Origin of the sequence: Brevibacillus ginsengisoli (assembly GCF_050113715.1) — a bacterium.
Classification (GTDB): Bacteria; Bacillota; Bacilli; order Brevibacillales; family Brevibacillaceae; genus Brevibacillus_H; species Brevibacillus_H ginsengisoli.
This window is the reverse complement of the sequence record NZ_JBNJQR010000011.1, coordinates 24244-41256: the sequence shown is the minus strand read 5'-3', so window position 1 is coordinate 41256 and position 17013 is coordinate 24244. Positions and strand designations below refer to the sequence as shown.

Sequence of the window (17013 nt, the reverse complement as noted above, 5' to 3'; positions counted from 1 at the left end):
AAACAGAGGTTGCTTCTTTGAGAGAGGCAACCTCTGTTTTTGATTTCTACTCTTGAACGATGACGATAATGGAAGCGCGTTTGCCAGCGTAGCTAACCGTAATGTTGGTGACTCCAACTTCATTTGCTTTAATGATGCCGTCTTTTGCATCGGCAATCTGAATATGAGAAGATGACCAGTAAGCTGGCTTCGTCACATTTAACTCAGATCCGTCCATATAAGTAGCCGTTGCGCTTACTTTTGTGGAAGTGCCTTTTTTCAAGGTGATTTTGACATCACTTGTTTTGAGATACTTGAGATTATCTACTTCGATCGGGATGTTGATTACTTTTGTTGCGTAACGAATGAGAATCGTCGTTTTTCCATAGGATGTGCCTGTCACCAAGCCATCAGCAACATCTGCGACTTTATACTGACCGGATTTCCATTCGGCGTCATTTGTCACGTCTTTGGTTGTACCGTCGGATAAGGTAGCCTTCAACGTGATTTGTACTTTTTGCCCAGATTTAAGCGAAAGGTAACGTACACTGGCTTCGAGCTTTTGCAGGATGCCGACTTCAACTGGAATGACGATTGTTTTGCCACCGTACTTGGCGGTAATATTGGCTCGGCCATTGGCTCTTCCCAAGACATAACCTTTATCAACAGTAGCTACGTTGCCATTGCTGCTGATCCACTCCGCTGTTTCCGTTACGTTGATGATCTTGTTGTTGGCATCTTTGGCTTCCAGCACAATCTTTTTGGATTCATTAATTGCGAGGACGACCAGCTTGACATTGGCTTCAAGTGATTGGGCCATTCCGATGTCCACGGGAATCGTCACGGTTTTGGATTCAAAAGCAGCAGTAATCACAGCATGTCCGTTGGTATTCGCTGTAACTGTCCCTTGCGTAACGCTGGCTACTGTTGGCTGTGCGCTCGTCCAAGTAGCGAGAGAAGTCACGTCTTTTTTGGTTCCGTCCATGTAGGTAGCGGTAAGCGAAAGATTTTTGGTTTCTCCTTGCCCCATTACGAGATTCGTTGGATCAACCGTTAACGTTTGAATGACACCGACGTTCACCTGAACAGTTGCCAAGCGATTTCCGTATCGAACCGTAATCGATGCGGTTCCGTTCGTGAGGGCTGTAATCGTTCCGCCGCGAATTTCCGCAACAGTTGGAGCACTTGAGATCCATTCCGCTTGACTGGTCACATCGACATCACGACCATCCGCGTAGAGCGCGTGTGCTGACAGGGTTTCTGTTTTACCAACCTGCAAGGAGACCGTCTCCTTGGACAGTTGAATTTTGCTCGGGATATCTACTGCAAGAATACAGCTTACTGTCTTCTCACCGTATTTGGCCGTCAGAGTCGTTTCACCGGAGGTATAAGCAGCTACTTTTCCTTTGACCACATAGGCTACAGCCTGATTAGAGGAGGACCATTCTGCTTTATCTGAAACGTCTTCGGTTGTTCCGTTCGCGTATGTAGCGGTTAGTTTTAATTCCTGACTTTCTCCTGAACGCAAGGAGAGCGAGGTTTTGTTCAGTGCCAACTTCCTTGGTACGTCAACATCTACCTGGACAGTTGCGGATTTATCTCCGTATGTGGCGGTGATGACGGCTTCACCGGGAGCGTAGGCACTAATCTTTCCTTTGCTTACAAAGGCAATGGATTCTTTATTCGACGTCCATTGAGCTTTGTCGGTAATATCTTCGGAAGTACCATCCTCGTAAGTCACCATTAATTTTACTTGTTCACTTGTATTATTGGGAAGGTACAGGTTTGGCTTGTCCACTGCTAGTTTGCGGGCTACTGCCACATCAACGCGAATGGTCGCTGTTTTGCCGCCGTATTTGGCTGTAATCACGGCTTGTCCTGTTCCGTATCCGGTAATGACCCCTTTGATCGCATCTGCTACCCCTGGTTTGTCGGAGGACCATTCTGCTTTGGCTGCCACGTCTTCAACATTGCCATTCGCCAAGGTTGCCATCAGCTGGATGGTTTCTGTTCCTTTGATAAATATGGAAACCTGTGTTTTGGAAGGGTCCAATCTCCGGATAATCTCGACATTGACAGGGACTGTAACGGTTTGGCTTCCGTATTTGGCCGTAATGGTGGCCGTACCAGAGGATTGACCCACGACCAATCCGTTCATTACGGTGGCAATCGCATAGTTGTCAATCGTCCAGTCCGCTTTATTCGTCACATTCTCGGAAGAGCCATCTGAGTAGAGGGCGGTTAGTTGAATGTGGTCCTGACCGCCAGATCGAATATCAATCGTCTGCTTGTCTTTATAGAGTGCCTTTACTTTTTTGTGGACACTCACATTGACGACTTCTGTGAGCCCCATGTAGGTTGCGGTAATCACGGCTGTTCCTTCTGTTTTCGCGGTGATTGTACCGGCATAAACGGAGGCAACCGGGTCACTGCCCGATTTCCAGTCCGTTTTGACCGTTGCATTCTCTGTCGTGCCACTATCGAACAGAGCGGTCGCGGTCAATGCTAAAGAATCGCCAACTTCGAGTGAGACTGTATTTTTGGAAAGAATCAAACGCGAAATGCTAGCAGCTGACGCTAAACCATCGCCAATTGAGAAAACAAGTAAAGTAACAAGCAGCATCACTTTCGTCATTCTGCTTAACCATATCTTCATATACACTCCTTCATCCTCCTCCAAAATTTTTTTATCTAAGAAAATCTTTCCAACTGTAATATCGGTTGAATTCCACGATTTGTTAAGGTGTTTATTTCCAAGTAGAGAAAATGAAAGGTTCGTCCAGCGCGGAGCAGTGTTCTCTAAATACCAAGGGTATGGTAAACTTTAGGGAATACACAAAGGCTAGGAGTGTGAAAAATGAGTCAGCAAGCAGATAAAGGAACATCCACGGCGAGAAGGGTAGCCAATGGCGTTTATCAAATAGAGATCCCAACCCCTTTTTCTGTAGGGGCTGTCAATATTTACTTGATTGAAGGGGAAAAATTAACGTTGGTTGACGTAGGGCCACTGACTTCACAAGCTTGGGGTGCTTTGGAGAGTGGGATGGATCAGCTTGGCTTTCAATTAACTGACATTGAACAAATTGTGCTGACGCACCATCACGTGGATCACTGCGGGTTGCTGGAGAAGATGCGTCGTTTGACCAATGCTGTCACGTACGCTCATCCTTTGGCGGTACCGTACATTGAGCTTGATCCTGTGTTTCTGGAGTTCCATGACCAGTTCTTCTTGAAGCTTTATCGGGAAAGCGGACTGCCGGAAGAAATGTTGTCCATTATCGAAAAATTCAACAAACTTATGATGAAGTTCTCGGAGAAAAGCAAGATTGACGGGCTGCTGAAGCATCAGGAAGCAGTGCCAGGACTAGCGGAGTGGCAGGTGTTTTATACCCCGGGCCATTCTCAGAGCCATCTGTCGTTATATCGAGCGCAGGATCGTGTGATGGTTGCTGGCGATCACATCATCAAGCACGTGTCATCCAATGCCTTTATTGAACCGCCGCGCAATCATACGCTGGAGCGTCCGCTTACGCTTGTCCAGTATCGTACCGCTCTGCAAATGTGCGCTGACATGGAGATCGATCAGATTTTTTCCGGTCACGGTGAGGTAGTGACCAATCATCGTGAACTGATTGCCCAACGGTTACAGAAAAACTGGGAGCGCTCTAATCATTTGAAGAACTTTTTGCGTGATGGGGCCAAAACCGCATTTGAGCTGAACGCCTTGTTGTTTCCTACGTTATATCAAAAAGAACTGCCGCTTACGCTGTCCGAAACACTTGGTCATCTCGACTTATTGCGGATCCTTCACCAGGTGAATGTTCAGGAACGGAATGGAGTTCATTACTATTCCGTATAACTGATGATCGTTCGGGGTGGGAATAAGCGTTTCTTTCCTTGGAAATTCTATGATGAGTGGAAAAGGAGGAAACGTGATGAGGCGAATTCGTGAGGGACTGATCGTTGCTCTAACCTTCCTGATGATAACGGGCTGTCATGCTAAGGATGATAAAGCGGATGCACAAGTAAGGTATGCGATGGTACGAGATAATTTCCTGGCCCAGAACGCCTACTCTTTCTATGGGCGGACCAAATTGGTGACAGGAACGACTACCAACAGCAATCTGGTCAACTACTCCGGTGTAGTTCAAGATAAAGACGTCTATTTGGATGTACGCCACTCTTATCCGGAAGAGAAGCGTATCACGACTATGTCTTTGTTGGCAAAAGGTCCTCAACTGTTCTCCAAAATGAGCAGTAGCGCGGCTTGGTCCCCAGTTCATGATGGAGACTTTTCCATTCGTCAGGAGTTTGAAAATTGGAATCCAATCCTGAATGTGCAGCAGATGGATCAGATGCGAGCTCAGGTGTTGCCACTTCGAGATCCGAACACGCGTGATTCTTTAAAAGCTGTCCGGGTTTTGCTTGATTCCAATAAAATGAAAGAATGGTTGCGCAGCCAGGTGCGTCACCCGCAGACGATGTCTACCCAAACAGTGCATATGCCCAAACTGAAAGCTGCATTCAGTATTTCTGACCTGCCGAAGCATTCGGGGGCAGCACAGATTCAATCAGATGCAAGCAAGAATAGTCTGGACAATATGATCGATAACATGAAATTAGAGGCGGAGTACACGATTTATTATGACAGGAAACAGTTGCTCCCGACACAGATGACCATGGCGATTCGTTCACAATACGTCTATCATAATCAAAACATCGTGGAGCACTCAGAGATTGAGACCTTTTTACGTAATTATGGTAAACCGACAATTCTGCCCGCTCCATAAAGTATATCCAATACCAAAAAGCGTTCCCGGCCGAACCATGGGAACGCTTTTTTTAGGCTTTTATTGGAGGAACGTCCAGATGAAAGCAAACCGGATAGTGATCGGACCTGCTTGCAGTCGTAGTCGTCGCATAGTTGAGGGAAAAGTCCTTTGAAATAAAAATATGATCAATTTGTCTCACTGGTTTGCCAGCGATCGTCGCAAAATGTTCGTGCTGAGTATATAAGGGGTCCGTTAAGATTTGACGCAAGGGTTGCAGCATCGGATCTTTTTGGTCGGTATTGAAATCTCCTAGTAAAATGGCCGGACGATTCCCCTTGTCCCTTTTTACATAATCCGATAACGCTGACAGTTGTAAGGCACGCTCCGATTTATCCAGTCCAAGATGTGTAGCGTACACCATCAGTGGTTTACCGTCAAAATTAATCTGGGCCTGCAACAAGCTGCGTTGCTCGTGCGAAGATGGCAGCATGTACGACTTTTTAGAATCGATTGGATATTTACTTAAAATCGCGTTGCCATATGTCCCAATGACGAAGTTGAGCGAAGGGGAATAGGCATAATTCATGTGCAGCAGCTTAGCCAAAACCTGCGCCTGGTGAACAAACCCAGACCGAGGCAATCCTTCATCCACTTCTTGCAAAGCGATGATATCAGGATTCAGATCCTTCAATTCTCGGGCAATGGCCTCCACGTCCGCTACGCCGTTGTCATCCCGACATCCTCGAATATTATATGTGACGACTACCAGCTTATTGCCGTCAGACACAGTAGAATGACCTGCCGAATCAACAGCTGGAAGGGTAGGGAAAAGGCTAGAGTACAAGGATAGGCCGAGTACAACGACAAAAATGAGCAACAGATATTTTCGCATCGAATCCTCCTTTTCTCCCATCTCTAATTGTACTTGTCGAATAGTGCCGGAGAATAGAGGGAAACATTGTCGAAAATACCAGCGGAGAATGCTTTTTTTGGAAGTAAATCTGTACTATAATATATGAGATTGACCTTAAAAATCTCCGGGGGTGACCGGGTGAAGAAAGTAGCCGTAATTTTAGTCGCTGTGATTGGTGTGATCCTCTTACTTACTCAAACCAAGTTGGGAGCTTTGCTTCAGACGAGGGATATTCATCTGATTGCAGCCTATATCAAATCATTCGGTATTTTGTCCGTATTGATTAGCGGTGTTTTAACGGCTCTGCAGACCTATTTCCCATTTGTTCCCTTTTTTATCTTGGCGGGAGTGAATGTGATTGTCTTTGGACCGGTTGGCGGTTTTATCCTGTCGTTTTTGGCGGCGGTTATTGGCGCTTGCACCAACTTTTTGGTGGCGCGTTATCTGGCGCACGAGTGGGCACAAGCCAAAGTGGGCAACTTGCCGTTCTTTAAAAAGCTGAATGATCAAGCAGAGAAAAGCGGCTTTCGCATTATTTTGATGGCAAGATTAATCCCCGTTTTACCTTCAGGAGCAATCAACCTTGCCTCTGGATTATCTGCTGTATCCTTTGCGCAGTTTGCTCTTGCCACTTTAATTGGTAATTTCCCGATGACCTTCTTGGAAGCCATTTTAGGACATGACATCTTCAATTTCCATGAGCACAAAGTTAGATTCTTTGTCGTGGTAAGCTTGTTAGGACTTCTCATGTGGGGTGGTTCTAAATTAGGTAAGATCTACGAGAATAGAGCAGAGTCTACGAAGGGATCCCGTATTGGGAAGGATGATTCCGATGCAGTGGGAGAGGGAAGAGCAGAGTAAAACAGAACGAACCAAGATGCGGATTCTGACGGCGGCTGTCAAGTTATTTGATGCTCAAGGGTTTGATGGGACAACTGTCCGTCAAATCGCGGAGGCAGCCGACGTCAATCTTGCGTTGATTTCTTACCATTTTCAAGGCAAGAAGGGCTTGTTGGAAGTTCTGATTGCTACATACTTCGAGAAGTTTTTTCATCTGCTGGACGAGCTGGAGCAAAAAGAACAATTTTCGAGCTCGTTTGCCAAGCTGAAGCGGATGATTCATCTATATGTTTATTTTCAAAAAGAGCATGCGGAAGTAACCAGACTGGTACAACGTGAACTAAGTGTAGAATCCATGCTGGCGAGGGAAGTCATGACGATCTATATCCAACGGTGGAAGCATGGATTTACCACCGTACTGGAGCAGGGAATGGTGAATGGAGAGTTTGCGCCAGCCCCTCTGGATCAGCTGATGCTGTCTTTAACCAGCTTGCTTGTCTATCCTTATCTGAACCCTCAGTCTGTTCGAGAAGTTTACTATTTGGAGCCTAATTCTGATGAATTTTGTGAATGGTTAGTATCATCCACGATTCAATTTATTACTTCCTTGCTGATACGAGAGCCAACACTGTTTGAGTATGAAAAGGGGTTGTAGACAAAAGTGAAGAAAAAATTGCTGATTGCCTGCCTTGCCGGGCTCTTGTTCATGCCGAATGCGGCAATCGCCGCTCCTTTTCCAGATAAAACGGACGCTGTTGTACAAGACGAAGGCAACTATATGAAGAAAGAAGATCGACAAAAATTAACGGATGCCATTGGCCAGTATCCCAATCATTATAAAGTCGTGGTTGTTGAAAGCACCACGCCAGAAGCGCCGACAGCAGATGAATACGCCCACAAGTTGTATGACAAGTACAATCTGACGGACGATTCCATGGTGATCGTTCTTGGCATGAATACAGAAGAGGTAGGGGTTTATGCTGGTCTCGCTTTACAGAAAAAAGGGGCCAAGCCGGAATTGCTGCATGATAAGCTGACCTCTTACTACGTCCCGTATCGCAATCAAAAAGAGTACATGAAGGGCATTGAGTTGTTCATCAAAGAGGTGAATGCCGAAATGTCCCGCTTGGCAAGTAAGCCAGCTTCACAGGAGAACTCGAAGGCTTCGAATGAGACGTCACCAGCAAGCAAGAGCAATTCGATCTGGGGAGGTTTCCCATGGTGGCTGTATGGACTTGCCATTCTAATTGTTGCCTCCATCATTGGGATGATTGTGGTCATGATCAGGCGTCGTAAGATCTTCTCAGAAGTAGATGATGTTGAGGATTGGAAAGACGAGCTGGTAGAGAAGATCCAAACGATTGAAGTGGAGAAATCGATGCGTAAGGCGACCGGCATGACAGAAGAGCGTTACGCGATGCTGGCCAATCGCAAAGAGAATATGCTTCGAGTTCGCATACCTGAAATAGAAATGATCATCCTTGAAGCAGAAGACGCTTGTGAACGCTTTCGTTTTCAGTCGGCCCGCAGCCTGTTGTCAGAGGGTCAAGAGATTCTGACAGATATCGAGAATGAATTGCAGGAATTAAAGGAAGATACAACCAAGGTCGTACAATCGAAAAAAGAGAGCAAACAGGTCATTCCAGAGATCGTCAAACTATTCGAGACGGTGGAAAGGAAGCTGACCAATTATCGTTTGGATTACGGACTTTCTTTTCACGAGTTAAAAGAACACTTGGATGAAGTGGAGAAGCTGCGAAGTGAAGTGAAGACAGCGCTTGCCGCAGGAGATGCGGTTCAGGCTTTTGATAAAACGACCGAGGCCCAGAATGTATTAGAAGAGTTGACGGCCTCGTTGGATCAGATTCCTCCTTTGATCACTCTGGTTCACAAGGATTTAAAAGAAGAATTAAAGCAGCTGGAGAAAAATATTTCTGCAGCCGTAGGCGATGGATACGATCTGAATCAGAGCTCGCTCGATACGGGACTGCTTCAGGCGCGTCAACTGCATCAACTGGCCACAACTGCTTTGGAAGAGGGGAATCTGTCACTCGTGCAAACGCATGCCAAAGCGTTTGAGGTTCAGGTTGACCACATCTATCACCTGATGGAAGAATCCGTCTTGCAAGCACAGAAACAAGTGGCTTGTGCAAGTGAGATTGTGAGTAACCAGGAGAACGAACCCCATGATGAGACTGCAGTAGAATCAGGGAATGAGGAAGTGGAAGTCCAGCCAGACGAGCCAGCAACCGAGAATCTGCCTGAGGCTGAAATAGAAGCTCAAGGTCATCAGCAAGACGAGTTGGAGGGTATGGACGAGCCGCTACGCGACAACGCAAAGCAAGAGGAGCTCCCAACTGAGATGAGCGCTGCGGAACGGCATATTCTATTGAACAAGCCGGTTGAAGAAATAGCGGCCCACGAGCCAGCAGTTAGTGGGCATACGGAAGAAGTCGAATATGAATTAGTGATTCCGAAACAGGCAGATGTACCTGAAGAACTCGTTTGCGACCATGCACAGGAAGATGAAGAAGAGATTCTCATTGATTCTGAAGATGATGCGCTGGATGAGATAGAACGAATTTCAGGAACATTGGTCCGGATTCGCCAACAAATCAAGCGGAGCTACTTGCCGGGTGTGCCTGATGAATTGAAACTTTTGTTTGAACAGGTTGTCCAGACGCTTGGACGAGTGAAGCTGATTATGGACAGTCACAATTATTCGCTTGATGAGGTCGCTTATCTGCTTTCCGAGGCGAATGATGCTTTGGCTCATACACAAAAAATGGCTACTCACACGATTTCCACCTGCCAATTGGCGGAAGGAGCGATCCAGTATACCAATCGCTATCGCCGTCAAAACAGGCAAGTGAACGAATTGCTCACAAGGGCGGAAGCGTCGTTTAGGCAGCTTCGGTTCAGTGAGGCGCTTCACCTTGCAGAAGAAGCGAGGTTGGTCATTGAAGGGGAACCAGAGACAAGCGTTTCAGTAAATCGTTGGCTCTTGCGTCGGAAGAATAAGGAGAATCAACGGAAATGACCTACACCTTACCATTGTTTCTGATCGTCTTAGGTGTGGTAGTGATCTGGCAACCTAGAACGAAGCGTTGGCAAGAGAGGATTCGTACCCACCTTGCAGGTAATGAGCAGCGGGTGAAGCAGCGCGCAAATACATTTTTCTTGCTAGGGTTTGCGTTTATTCTTTGCGGGATCTCATTGTTGTATCGCATAAGTATGCAATAAGCAAAAAGTCTAACTCTCGAATTAGGGAGTTAGACTTTTTGTTTTATCGTCAAAATTGTTTCAACCCCTCGACGTTTCAGTCCCCCGGCAAAAGGGTAACAGGGTAAATGAGGAGGGAGAGGGAGAAAGTCTTTTCTAATATTGAACATACTTGACACATAAATTATATAGGATCGACAAATTCAGGCGAACATATTCTTGTACAATATACATTGTACATAGAAAACTTATCCAAATCTAAATTGAGGAGTAAAAGAAGGGAAGCCAATATGAATCTAGCGAGACAAGTCTCTGTGAGAGTAAGATTAACTGTGCTGTTTCTATTGCTTTTACTGATTCCATTATGCACTCTTGGAGGAATCTCTTACAATGTGGCGGAAAACAGCATCCAAGATCAAATTTCACGAATGGAGAAGTCAGGCAACGAAAATGTAAATACAGTGATCAATAATGTATTTACACCGGAAGAGAGTAGTATTCAATTTTTAGCGAATGAACTGAAATCGAGCGAGTTTAATTCACCCGCGATGGTCGAGAAGCTGGATCACTTCCAAACTTCGCATGCGGAATTGATGAACACCTTTGTGGGTAACGAGAAAGGTGGATATATTAACTCTCCGCAAGCACAGATGCCAGCGGGATATGATCCGCGTAAAAGACCGTGGTACAAGCTGGCCATGGAGCACAAGGGTGAGGTTGTCATCACCGATCCGTACCAAGCCGCTTCTGTCGACGCTGTAGTTGTGACGGTGGCGAGGACCTTAGAAGACGGTACAGGTGTCGTCGGGATTGACCTCAATCTGAACAATTTCTCGGATCAGGTGAAAAATATCAAAATCGGGAAAACCGGTTATACCTTCGTTTTGGACAAGCAAGGGAACGTTGTCGTTCACCCCAAACTGAAAAGTGCTGAGAAAGCAGTGGGAGAAGCCTATAACCAAATGATGGCCAACGATTCTGGAGAAGTGAAGTATCTGGATGAAGGTCGGGAAGTTCACGCTTTTTATGGTACCAACAAGAATACGGGCTGGAAGGTTGTCAGCTTGCTGAGCACGGCGGAGGCTAAGGATGAGGCATATCCGATCTTCTTTGCATCCGTTGTTACGATTGTGATCTCCATTATCATTGGTTTGCTCATTTTGTATGTGATTCTCAGGTCCGTCCATGAACCGTTGAAACAATTGAAAATCGTCGCAGGAAAAGTGCAAAACGGCGATCTGTCTTCCCGGGTCGAGGTATATGGAAAAGACGAACTTAGCGACCTTGGACACAGCTTTAATCACATGATCGAATCGCTTTCTACGGTGATTTACCAGATCACGGAGAAATCTCATCTGATTGCTTCATCGTCTGAGCAATTAACGGCAAGCGCCGAGCAGTCTAGTTCTGCTACCGAACATGTCGCGACAATGACGCAAGAGATGTCTGAAGAGACCATGTTGCAGTCACAAAGCATTGAACGTATAGCGCTTGCGATTGAAGAAATAACCAAGGGCATTCAGCAGATTGCCTCCAACGCTCAAGCGGTTTCGAGCACCTCTTTGCAAACACTGGAAAGCACGGAACAAGGTAATTGTGCGCTCTCTATTGTCACTTCGAATATGAGCACAATTTCGCAAACCGTTGAGGAGTTAGCCAAAATCATCAGTCGCTTGAATGACCGTTCCAAAGAGATCAATCAAATTGTAGGTGTCATCACCGAAATTGCGAATCAAACCAATCTTCTCTCCCTGAATGCGGCGATCGAGGCGGCCAGAGCGGGAGAACATGGCAAAGGCTTCGCTGTTGTTGCCCAAGAGGTAAGAAATTTAGCGGAGCAATCCTCCAAATCGGCTGACGAGATCAAAAATTTGATTCAGACCGTTCAAAATGAGATGGAGCTGGCTGCTCGTTCGATGAATAGCAGTAAAGGTGCAGTGGCAAATGGGTTGCAAAGCGTGAATGATGCGGATGGAGCATTCCAAAACATTCTGCAATCCATGAATAAAGTGAGTTCGCAAATTCAAGAGGTATCCGCTTCTGTACAGCAAATATCAGATGGAATTGAAGGGATTCACGATAACGCGGAGCATTCGATGGAGACAGAAAAGCGTAATTTGGAACGGGTAATGAGCATCTCCGCTTCCGCTGAAGAGCAACTGGCTTCAACAGAAGAAATCCATGCTTCTTCATCGGCGCTATCATCTATTGCGGACAGTCTGCAAGAATCAGTGGATCGATTTAAATTGTAAGGGATAGAAGTACTTAATACTTTATTGATGAATTAAATAGAGAAGATCAAGGTCAATGCGATGAATGCGTTGACCTTGATTTATTTAGAGAGCCGTATATTGTAAGAGAAATTGGTTAATTATTCATATGATTAATAAGTTTATTTATTTATAAAATAGTGACGATGCGGTGAAACCGATTACGTATGTGAATCTTTTCACTTATAATAACTTTCGAGTAAAACACTCAAGAAATCATAATTTCGGAGGCGCATCGTAATGAATTTAGCAAAGAAAGCGGTTAGTTCGGCAGTCATTCTAACATTAACAGCATCCATCCTCCAGGCACCAATCATCTCTTACGCATCAGCCGCTGCACCAGCACCAGTGAAGGCAACAGAGCAGGCAAACCATCTTCCGAATATTAAAATCCTTGCGACTGGCGGAACAATTGCAGGTGCCGGAACCAGTAATACACAAACAACCGGTTATCAAGCTGGTGTACTGGGAGTAGACGCACTGATTAAAGCAGTTCCAGGTCTGGAGAAGCAAGCCAATATAACAGGTGAGCAAATCGCCAAAATTGACAGCTCCGCAATGACGAATGAAATCTGGTTGAAACTTGCCAAACGTGTCAATGAATTATTGGCGCAAAAAGATGTCGATGGAATCGTAATTACACACGGTACTGACACACTCGAAGAAACAGCCTACTTCCTCAACCTCGTGGTAAAAAGCGATAAACCAGTTGTCTTAGTAGGTTCCATGAGACCAGCGACAGCAACTAGCGCTGATGGTCCAATGAATCTGTATAACGCTGTTTCCCTTGCGGCTAGTCCAGAAGCGAAAGGAAAAGGTGTTCTTGCTTGCTTGGACGACCAAATTAACGGCGCGCGAGATATTACCAAAACCAATACAACCAATGTTGACACCTTTAAATCACAAGATTTTGGATTCTTGGGGTACATGATCAGCGGTAAGCCATATTTCTACAAAGAATCGATCAAAAAACATACCACCCAATCAGAGTTTGATGTGTCCAATCTTACCACTTTGCCTCGTGTAGAAATCGTGTATGGACATGAGCAAGACAGCCGCATTTTTGTGGATGCAGCTGTAAAAGCGGGCGCTAAAGGAATTATCCATGCGGGTACAGGAAACGGAAGCGTCTTCCCAGAAACTCAAGAAGGACTTCTGGACGCCAAAAAAGCGGGCGTGGTCGTTGTACGCTCTTCCCGTGTAGGTAGTGGTGTCACTACGCACGAAGCGGATGATGACAAATATGGATTCGTAACTTCTGATACCTTGAACCCACAAAAAGCTCGGATTCTACTGATGCTCGCATTGACCAAAACCAATAATGTAAATGAAATTCAACGCATGTTCGAACAATATTAAAATATTTAAATGAAAACAAGCCGGATATTCTCGTCCGGCTTGTTTTTTTTAGGCTCTGTTAAAATAGTTACTTGGGTTATAATAGAATGGATATTAAAAGCTGAACATTATAAAAAAATTTGGGGATACAAATGAAAATAAAAGAATATTTTCTTCTTGTTGTAGTACCAATAATAGCGTTATTAGCCATTATTTTGCGTCTTTCGCATACGATAACTAGCAGTTCTTTCGGGTTAATTGGTTTAGTTTTAGGTCTCTTAGGATATATAGGTTCCGCAAGTTCTGATACTTTGAAAACAGAAGAGCAGCCAATCACAGATTTAAAGGAACATTTTAATCCTATTAAAAAACGATATAACCTTGTGGTTGGATGTGTAGTAATTATTGGGGGTTTTTACCTATTAATTCTGGCTTTTAGCTTTATTGGTCAATTTTGATAGTCCTTCTTATCTTTTTCAAAAAAAATGAGCGTCCAACTGCTCGACGCTCCAAGAGATAAAGGGAGTAGAGGTGTGTGAATCAGCAACCGACTACTTTTAGGGGGAGTAGGGTTCTGAATCGCTCTTCTGGAAGAAGAGTACCTTACTTTCATATTACCCAATTCTCTAAATCTTAAACCTGGTGGATTCTATTTTTCTACGAGTTTGGCACTGTTCAAACCAGCGATATATCCGGAAGAAAAGGCAATTGTAATGTTATAGCCGCCCGTGTGCGCATGCACGTCCATCACTTCACCCGCGAAGAATAAACCTTCAATCAGCTTGGACTGCATGGTCTTGGGATCGATTTCCTTGACGCTTACGCCGCCGCCTGTAATGAACGCCTCTTCCAACGTTAAAGTCTTGATGACGGTAACAGGGAATGCCTTGATGAAGTGCACGAAGCTTTGCCAGCTTTTTTTTGATAAATGGGAGAGTGTCGTTTCTTCTGGAATATCGGCTAACTGCAAGAGTACTGGGATAAGGCGTTCGGGGAGGAAGCCTTTGAGCACATTTTTTACGGCTTTCTTTGGTTGTTCTTCCAGCATGCTCCACGTGGTTTTCATCAGCTCATCCTCGGACTGATCGTTCATGAGGTCAATGAAGAGCGAAAGCGGAACATGTCCATGCTTTTTCTGCGTAATCGACACGTAGTGCCCCATTCGAAGGGCAGCAGGTCCAGACAAACCCAAATGAGTGAAGATCATATCACCTGTTTGACTGGAAACCTTTTTTCCCTTGGGATCGAAAAGCGTAAGCGTGACATTGCGTAACGAGAGACCTTGCAACTGTTTGTTTCGTATGTAAGAATCGTTTGCAACCAAAGGTACCTCAGTAGGGTACAGCTCTGTTATGGTATGTCCAGCCTCACGCGCCCAGTGATAGCCGTCCCCGGTAGAACCGGTTTGAGGGACAGAGGCTCCGCCAACGGCAATGATCACACTGTGGGAGTTTAAGCGATCACCATTCTTCAGCAAAACGCCACGGCATACCCCATCCTCGTACAAGACCTGCTCCACAGGACTATTCAGCCTGATTTCCACCGATTTATTTTTCAATTGATTAATTAAGGCATTGGCTACACTGGTTGCTTTATCCGAAACAGGGAACATCCGACCGTTGTCTTCTTCTTTTAGCCGGACGCCCAGGCTCTCAAAAAACGAGATAACCTCCTGGTTTCCGAACTGAGTCAGCGCGCTATACATGAACCTTCCGTTACCCGGCATCATTTTAATTAACTCATCCAATTCCTTGGCGTTGGTGACATTGCAACGCCCACCGCCTGAGATAATCAGCTTTCGGCCGAGCTTCTCTCCTTTTTCCACGAGGCATACGCGAGCCCCCTGATTTGCGGCGGAGTAGGAAGCCATCAAGCCTGCTGGTCCACCGCCAATCACAATCACATCAAAATCATACGCTTTCATATTGTACCTGCCTTTAATTCATGGTATCTCTTATGATAGCCGAAGTTGCGTTCAGCCTGCAAACGAGTTGCAATCATATAGAGAGTGAACGATAATGAAAAGGAACTGATCGATTAAAAAATTTGGTAAAGGGGCGGCTATTTCATGACTGACAATTTTCAACTGGAATTGTGGAAACGGCTGACAGAGGCACCGGGAGCACCTGGCTTTGAAGGCGAAGTACGCAAAATCATGCGCGAATACATATCAAGTTACACGGATCAAATCGTGACGGATAATCTGGGAAGTATTTTTGGGATCAAGCAAGGAAATGAAGCTGGACCCAGAATCATGGTTGCGGGTCACATGGATGAAGTAGGATTTATGGTGACGCGCATTTCAGAAAAAGGATTTTTGTCTTTTCAACCGCTCGGAGGCTGGTGGGGACAGGTTCTATTGGCCCAACGTGTCCAGATCATCACGGAAAAAGGCCCAGTCATCGGGGTTATCAGCTCCATTCCACCGCATGTCTTAAGCGATGATGTACGCAATCGTCCAATGGACATCAAGAATATGTACATTGATATTGGCGCAGACTCCAAGGAAGACGCTGAAAAGATCGGAATTAAACCAGGTCAGCAAGTCGTTCCGATCTGCCCATTCACCGTATTGGCTAACGAAAAGAAAATCATGGCCAAGGCTTGGGATAATCGCTATGGATGCTCGTTGTCCGTCGAATTGTTGAAAGAATTGCACGAAAATCCAGCACATCCGAACGTCGTCTACGCTGGCGCAACGGTTCAGGAAGAGGTAGGATTACGCGGAGCCAAAACCGCCGCCAACCTGATTAACCCTGACTTGTTCTTGGCATTGGATGCAAGTCCTGCTGGGGATATTCCAGGCGTGACAGACGGAATGGGTAAGCTTGGCGATGGACTGCTTATGCGTATCTATGACAGAACAATGGTCATGTTGCCAGGGCTGCGTGATTTTCTGATCGATTTGTGTGAGCAAGAAGGCATTAAGTATCAATTCTTTATCTCGCAAGGTGGAACAGACGCCGGATCCGTGCATTTGCATGGTCAAGGGGTACCATCCGCGGTTATCGGAATTCCGTCTCGTTATATTCACAGCCACGCTTCCATCATGCATCAGGATGATTACAACGCGGCGAAACGACTATTGTTCGCAGCGATCAAGAAGCTGGATGCGGCAACTCTTGAGGCAATTAAAGCCCGTTAGGCAGGAGGCAGTTAACCAAGATGCAGGGAATTGTATTCTCCAGGCGTGAATCAGAGGGCAATGCGTTACTTGAGTACAGCTTCTACGACAATAAATTTGCCTCAGGCAATCTGGTTGTGCGCAAAGTATTCATGGCGATGCTTTCGAGTGTGCGAGAACGCTTAACCCATTTGGAAGTAGAATACAACGATCGGATGCTGGCCGAGACCCTCGGGAAACGGGCCGGAGAATTCCTGCGACTGCTTGGCGTCACCAAGGAGAATTTGCGGGACAATATACAGGGGTCAACGGTTGTCAGCAGAACGTTTCGCTCAGAGATGAATGAGGAACGGTACAATTTCTTCTACTACGTGGATGATCTGGCCAGACTCCCGCATTATTCCTTGATGGAAGAAGAGCAGGCGCGCGTGGTTTTTTATTTTAGCCAATACTTGCTGCTGCGGATTCCGCTTGAGGAAGAAGAACATTTTTATCAACAGCTGACGGATGCGCAAGTACCCTATGAAGTGATCCGAAAATAAGCAAAAGGCCCGG

14 protein-coding genes are annotated in these 17013 nt (G+C 45.7%); 11 read left to right on the top strand and 3 right to left on the bottom strand.

Annotated features, from left to right (window positions below; genetic code table 11):
* Positions 1 to 46: 46 nt before the first annotated feature.
* The gene (locus tag ACQCN2_RS20115; protein WP_426930908.1) at positions 47 to 2635 is read right to left on the bottom strand and encodes an Ig-like domain-containing protein; all 2589 of its coding nucleotides are present in this window, start codon (positions 2633 to 2635) and stop codon (positions 47 to 49) included.
* 201 nt (positions 2636 to 2836) lie between these two features.
* Here ACQCN2_RS20115 and ACQCN2_RS20110 point away from each other — a divergent pair, with 201 nt between their 5' ends.
* Together ACQCN2_RS20110 and ACQCN2_RS20105 are read left to right on the top strand one after the other, a co-directional pair.
* A complete protein-coding gene (locus ACQCN2_RS20110) occupies positions 2837 to 3838 on the top strand; it encodes an MBL fold metallo-hydrolase (protein ID WP_426930742.1) in 1002 nt (333 codons plus the stop codon).
* Positions 3839 to 3914: 76 nt separating this feature from the next.
* Entirely contained in the window at positions 3915 to 4769 is an 855-nt protein-coding gene (locus ACQCN2_RS20105; RefSeq protein WP_426930741.1) for a hypothetical protein, read from the top strand.
* Positions 4770 to 4821: 52 nt separating this feature from the next.
* On the opposite strand, the gene ACQCN2_RS20100 is transcribed toward ACQCN2_RS20105, so the two are convergent.
* Positions 4822 to 5643, bottom strand: coding sequence for an endonuclease/exonuclease/phosphatase family protein (locus ACQCN2_RS20100; RefSeq protein ID WP_426930740.1), 822 nt, complete (start codon positions 5641 to 5643; stop codon positions 4822 to 4824).
* A gap of 159 nt (positions 5644 to 5802) precedes the next feature.
* Between ACQCN2_RS20100 and ACQCN2_RS20095 the strand changes: the two genes are divergently transcribed.
* The 7 genes from ACQCN2_RS20095 (at position 5803) to ACQCN2_RS20065 (ending at position 13792) form a co-directional block, all read left to right on the top strand.
* Complete coding sequence (locus ACQCN2_RS20095) at positions 5803 to 6525, top strand: TVP38/TMEM64 family protein (RefSeq protein ID WP_426930739.1); 723 nt, start codon at positions 5803 to 5805, stop codon at positions 6523 to 6525.
* The gene (gene refZ, locus ACQCN2_RS20090) at positions 6497 to 7159 is read left to right on the top strand and encodes a forespore capture DNA-binding protein RefZ (protein ID WP_426930738.1); all 663 of its coding nucleotides are present in this window, start codon (positions 6497 to 6499) and stop codon (positions 7157 to 7159) included. Before ACQCN2_RS20095 ends, refZ begins: the two co-directional genes overlap by 29 nt.
* 6 nt (positions 7160 to 7165) lie before the next feature.
* Positions 7166 to 9544 carry a septation ring formation regulator EzrA gene (locus tag ACQCN2_RS20085; RefSeq protein WP_426930737.1) on the top strand — a complete coding sequence of 793 codons (2379 nt, stop codon included), beginning with the start codon at positions 7166 to 7168 and terminating at the stop codon, positions 9542 to 9544.
* A complete protein-coding gene (locus ACQCN2_RS20080) occupies positions 9541 to 9747 on the top strand; it encodes a hypothetical protein (RefSeq protein ID WP_426930736.1) in 207 nt (68 codons plus the stop codon). Before ACQCN2_RS20085 ends, ACQCN2_RS20080 begins: the two co-directional genes overlap by 4 nt.
* Positions 9748 to 10016: 269 nt before the next feature.
* Positions 10017 to 11978, top strand: a complete 1962-nt coding sequence (locus ACQCN2_RS20075; protein ID WP_426930735.1) for a methyl-accepting chemotaxis protein — start codon at positions 10017 to 10019, stop codon at positions 11976 to 11978.
* Between the two features lie 258 nt (positions 11979 to 12236).
* Entirely contained in the window at positions 12237 to 13355 is a 1119-nt protein-coding gene (locus ACQCN2_RS20070) for a type II asparaginase (protein WP_426930734.1), read from the top strand.
* 131 nt (positions 13356 to 13486) lie between these two features.
* Positions 13487 to 13792 (top strand): hypothetical protein, encoded by a 306-nt coding sequence (locus ACQCN2_RS20065; RefSeq protein WP_426930733.1) that lies wholly within the window; start codon positions 13487 to 13489, stop codon positions 13790 to 13792.
* 191 nt (positions 13793 to 13983) lie between these two features.
* Here ACQCN2_RS20065 and ACQCN2_RS20060 read toward each other — a convergent pair whose 3' ends face one another.
* Positions 13984 to 15258, bottom strand: coding sequence for a BaiN/RdsA family NAD(P)/FAD-dependent oxidoreductase (locus ACQCN2_RS20060; protein WP_426930732.1), 1275 nt, complete (start codon positions 15256 to 15258; stop codon positions 13984 to 13986).
* Between the two features lie 144 nt (positions 15259 to 15402).
* Here ACQCN2_RS20060 and ACQCN2_RS20055 point away from each other — a divergent pair, with 144 nt between their 5' ends.
* Both ACQCN2_RS20055 and ACQCN2_RS20050 read left to right on the top strand, forming a co-directional pair.
* Entirely contained in the window at positions 15403 to 16479 is a 1077-nt protein-coding gene (locus ACQCN2_RS20055; RefSeq protein ID WP_426930731.1) for a M42 family metallopeptidase, read from the top strand.
* 20 nt (positions 16480 to 16499) lie between these two features.
* The gene (locus tag ACQCN2_RS20050; RefSeq protein ID WP_426930730.1) at positions 16500 to 17000 is read left to right on the top strand and encodes a hypothetical protein; all 501 of its coding nucleotides are present in this window, start codon (positions 16500 to 16502) and stop codon (positions 16998 to 17000) included.
* The last annotated feature ends 13 nt before the right edge of the window (positions 17001 to 17013 follow it).

What these genes read in the sequence shown, in the direction of transcription:
- ACQCN2_RS20115 (WP_426930908.1), bottom strand. Translation starts at nt 2,635, where the DNA reads ATGAAGATATGGTTAAGCAGAATGACGAAAGTGATGCTGCTTGTTACT.
- ACQCN2_RS20110 (WP_426930742.1), top strand. Translation starts at nt 2,837, where the DNA reads ATGAGTCAGCAAGCAGATAAAGGAACATCCACGGCGAGAAGGGTAGCC.
- ACQCN2_RS20105 (WP_426930741.1), top strand. Translation starts at nt 3,915, where the DNA reads ATGAGGCGAATTCGTGAGGGACTGATCGTTGCTCTAACCTTCCTGATG.
- ACQCN2_RS20100 (WP_426930740.1), bottom strand. Translation starts at nt 5,643, where the DNA reads ATGCGAAAATATCTGTTGCTCATTTTTGTCGTTGTACTCGGCCTATCC.
- refZ (WP_426930738.1), top strand. Translation starts at nt 6,497, where the DNA reads ATGCAGTGGGAGAGGGAAGAGCAGAGTAAAACAGAACGAACCAAGATG.
- ACQCN2_RS20080 (WP_426930736.1), top strand. Translation starts at nt 9,541, where the DNA reads ATGACCTACACCTTACCATTGTTTCTGATCGTCTTAGGTGTGGTAGTG.
- ACQCN2_RS20075 (WP_426930735.1), top strand. Translation starts at nt 10,017, where the DNA reads ATGAATCTAGCGAGACAAGTCTCTGTGAGAGTAAGATTAACTGTGCTG.
- ACQCN2_RS20070 (WP_426930734.1), top strand. Translation starts at nt 12,237, where the DNA reads ATGAATTTAGCAAAGAAAGCGGTTAGTTCGGCAGTCATTCTAACATTA.
- ACQCN2_RS20065 (WP_426930733.1), top strand. Translation starts at nt 13,487, where the DNA reads ATGAAAATAAAAGAATATTTTCTTCTTGTTGTAGTACCAATAATAGCG.
- ACQCN2_RS20060 (WP_426930732.1), bottom strand. Translation starts at nt 15,258, where the DNA reads ATGAAAGCGTATGATTTTGATGTGATTGTGATTGGCGGTGGACCAGCA.
- ACQCN2_RS20055 (WP_426930731.1), top strand. Translation starts at nt 15,403, where the DNA reads ATGACTGACAATTTTCAACTGGAATTGTGGAAACGGCTGACAGAGGCA.
- ACQCN2_RS20050 (WP_426930730.1), top strand. Translation starts at nt 16,500, where the DNA reads ATGCAGGGAATTGTATTCTCCAGGCGTGAATCAGAGGGCAATGCGTTA.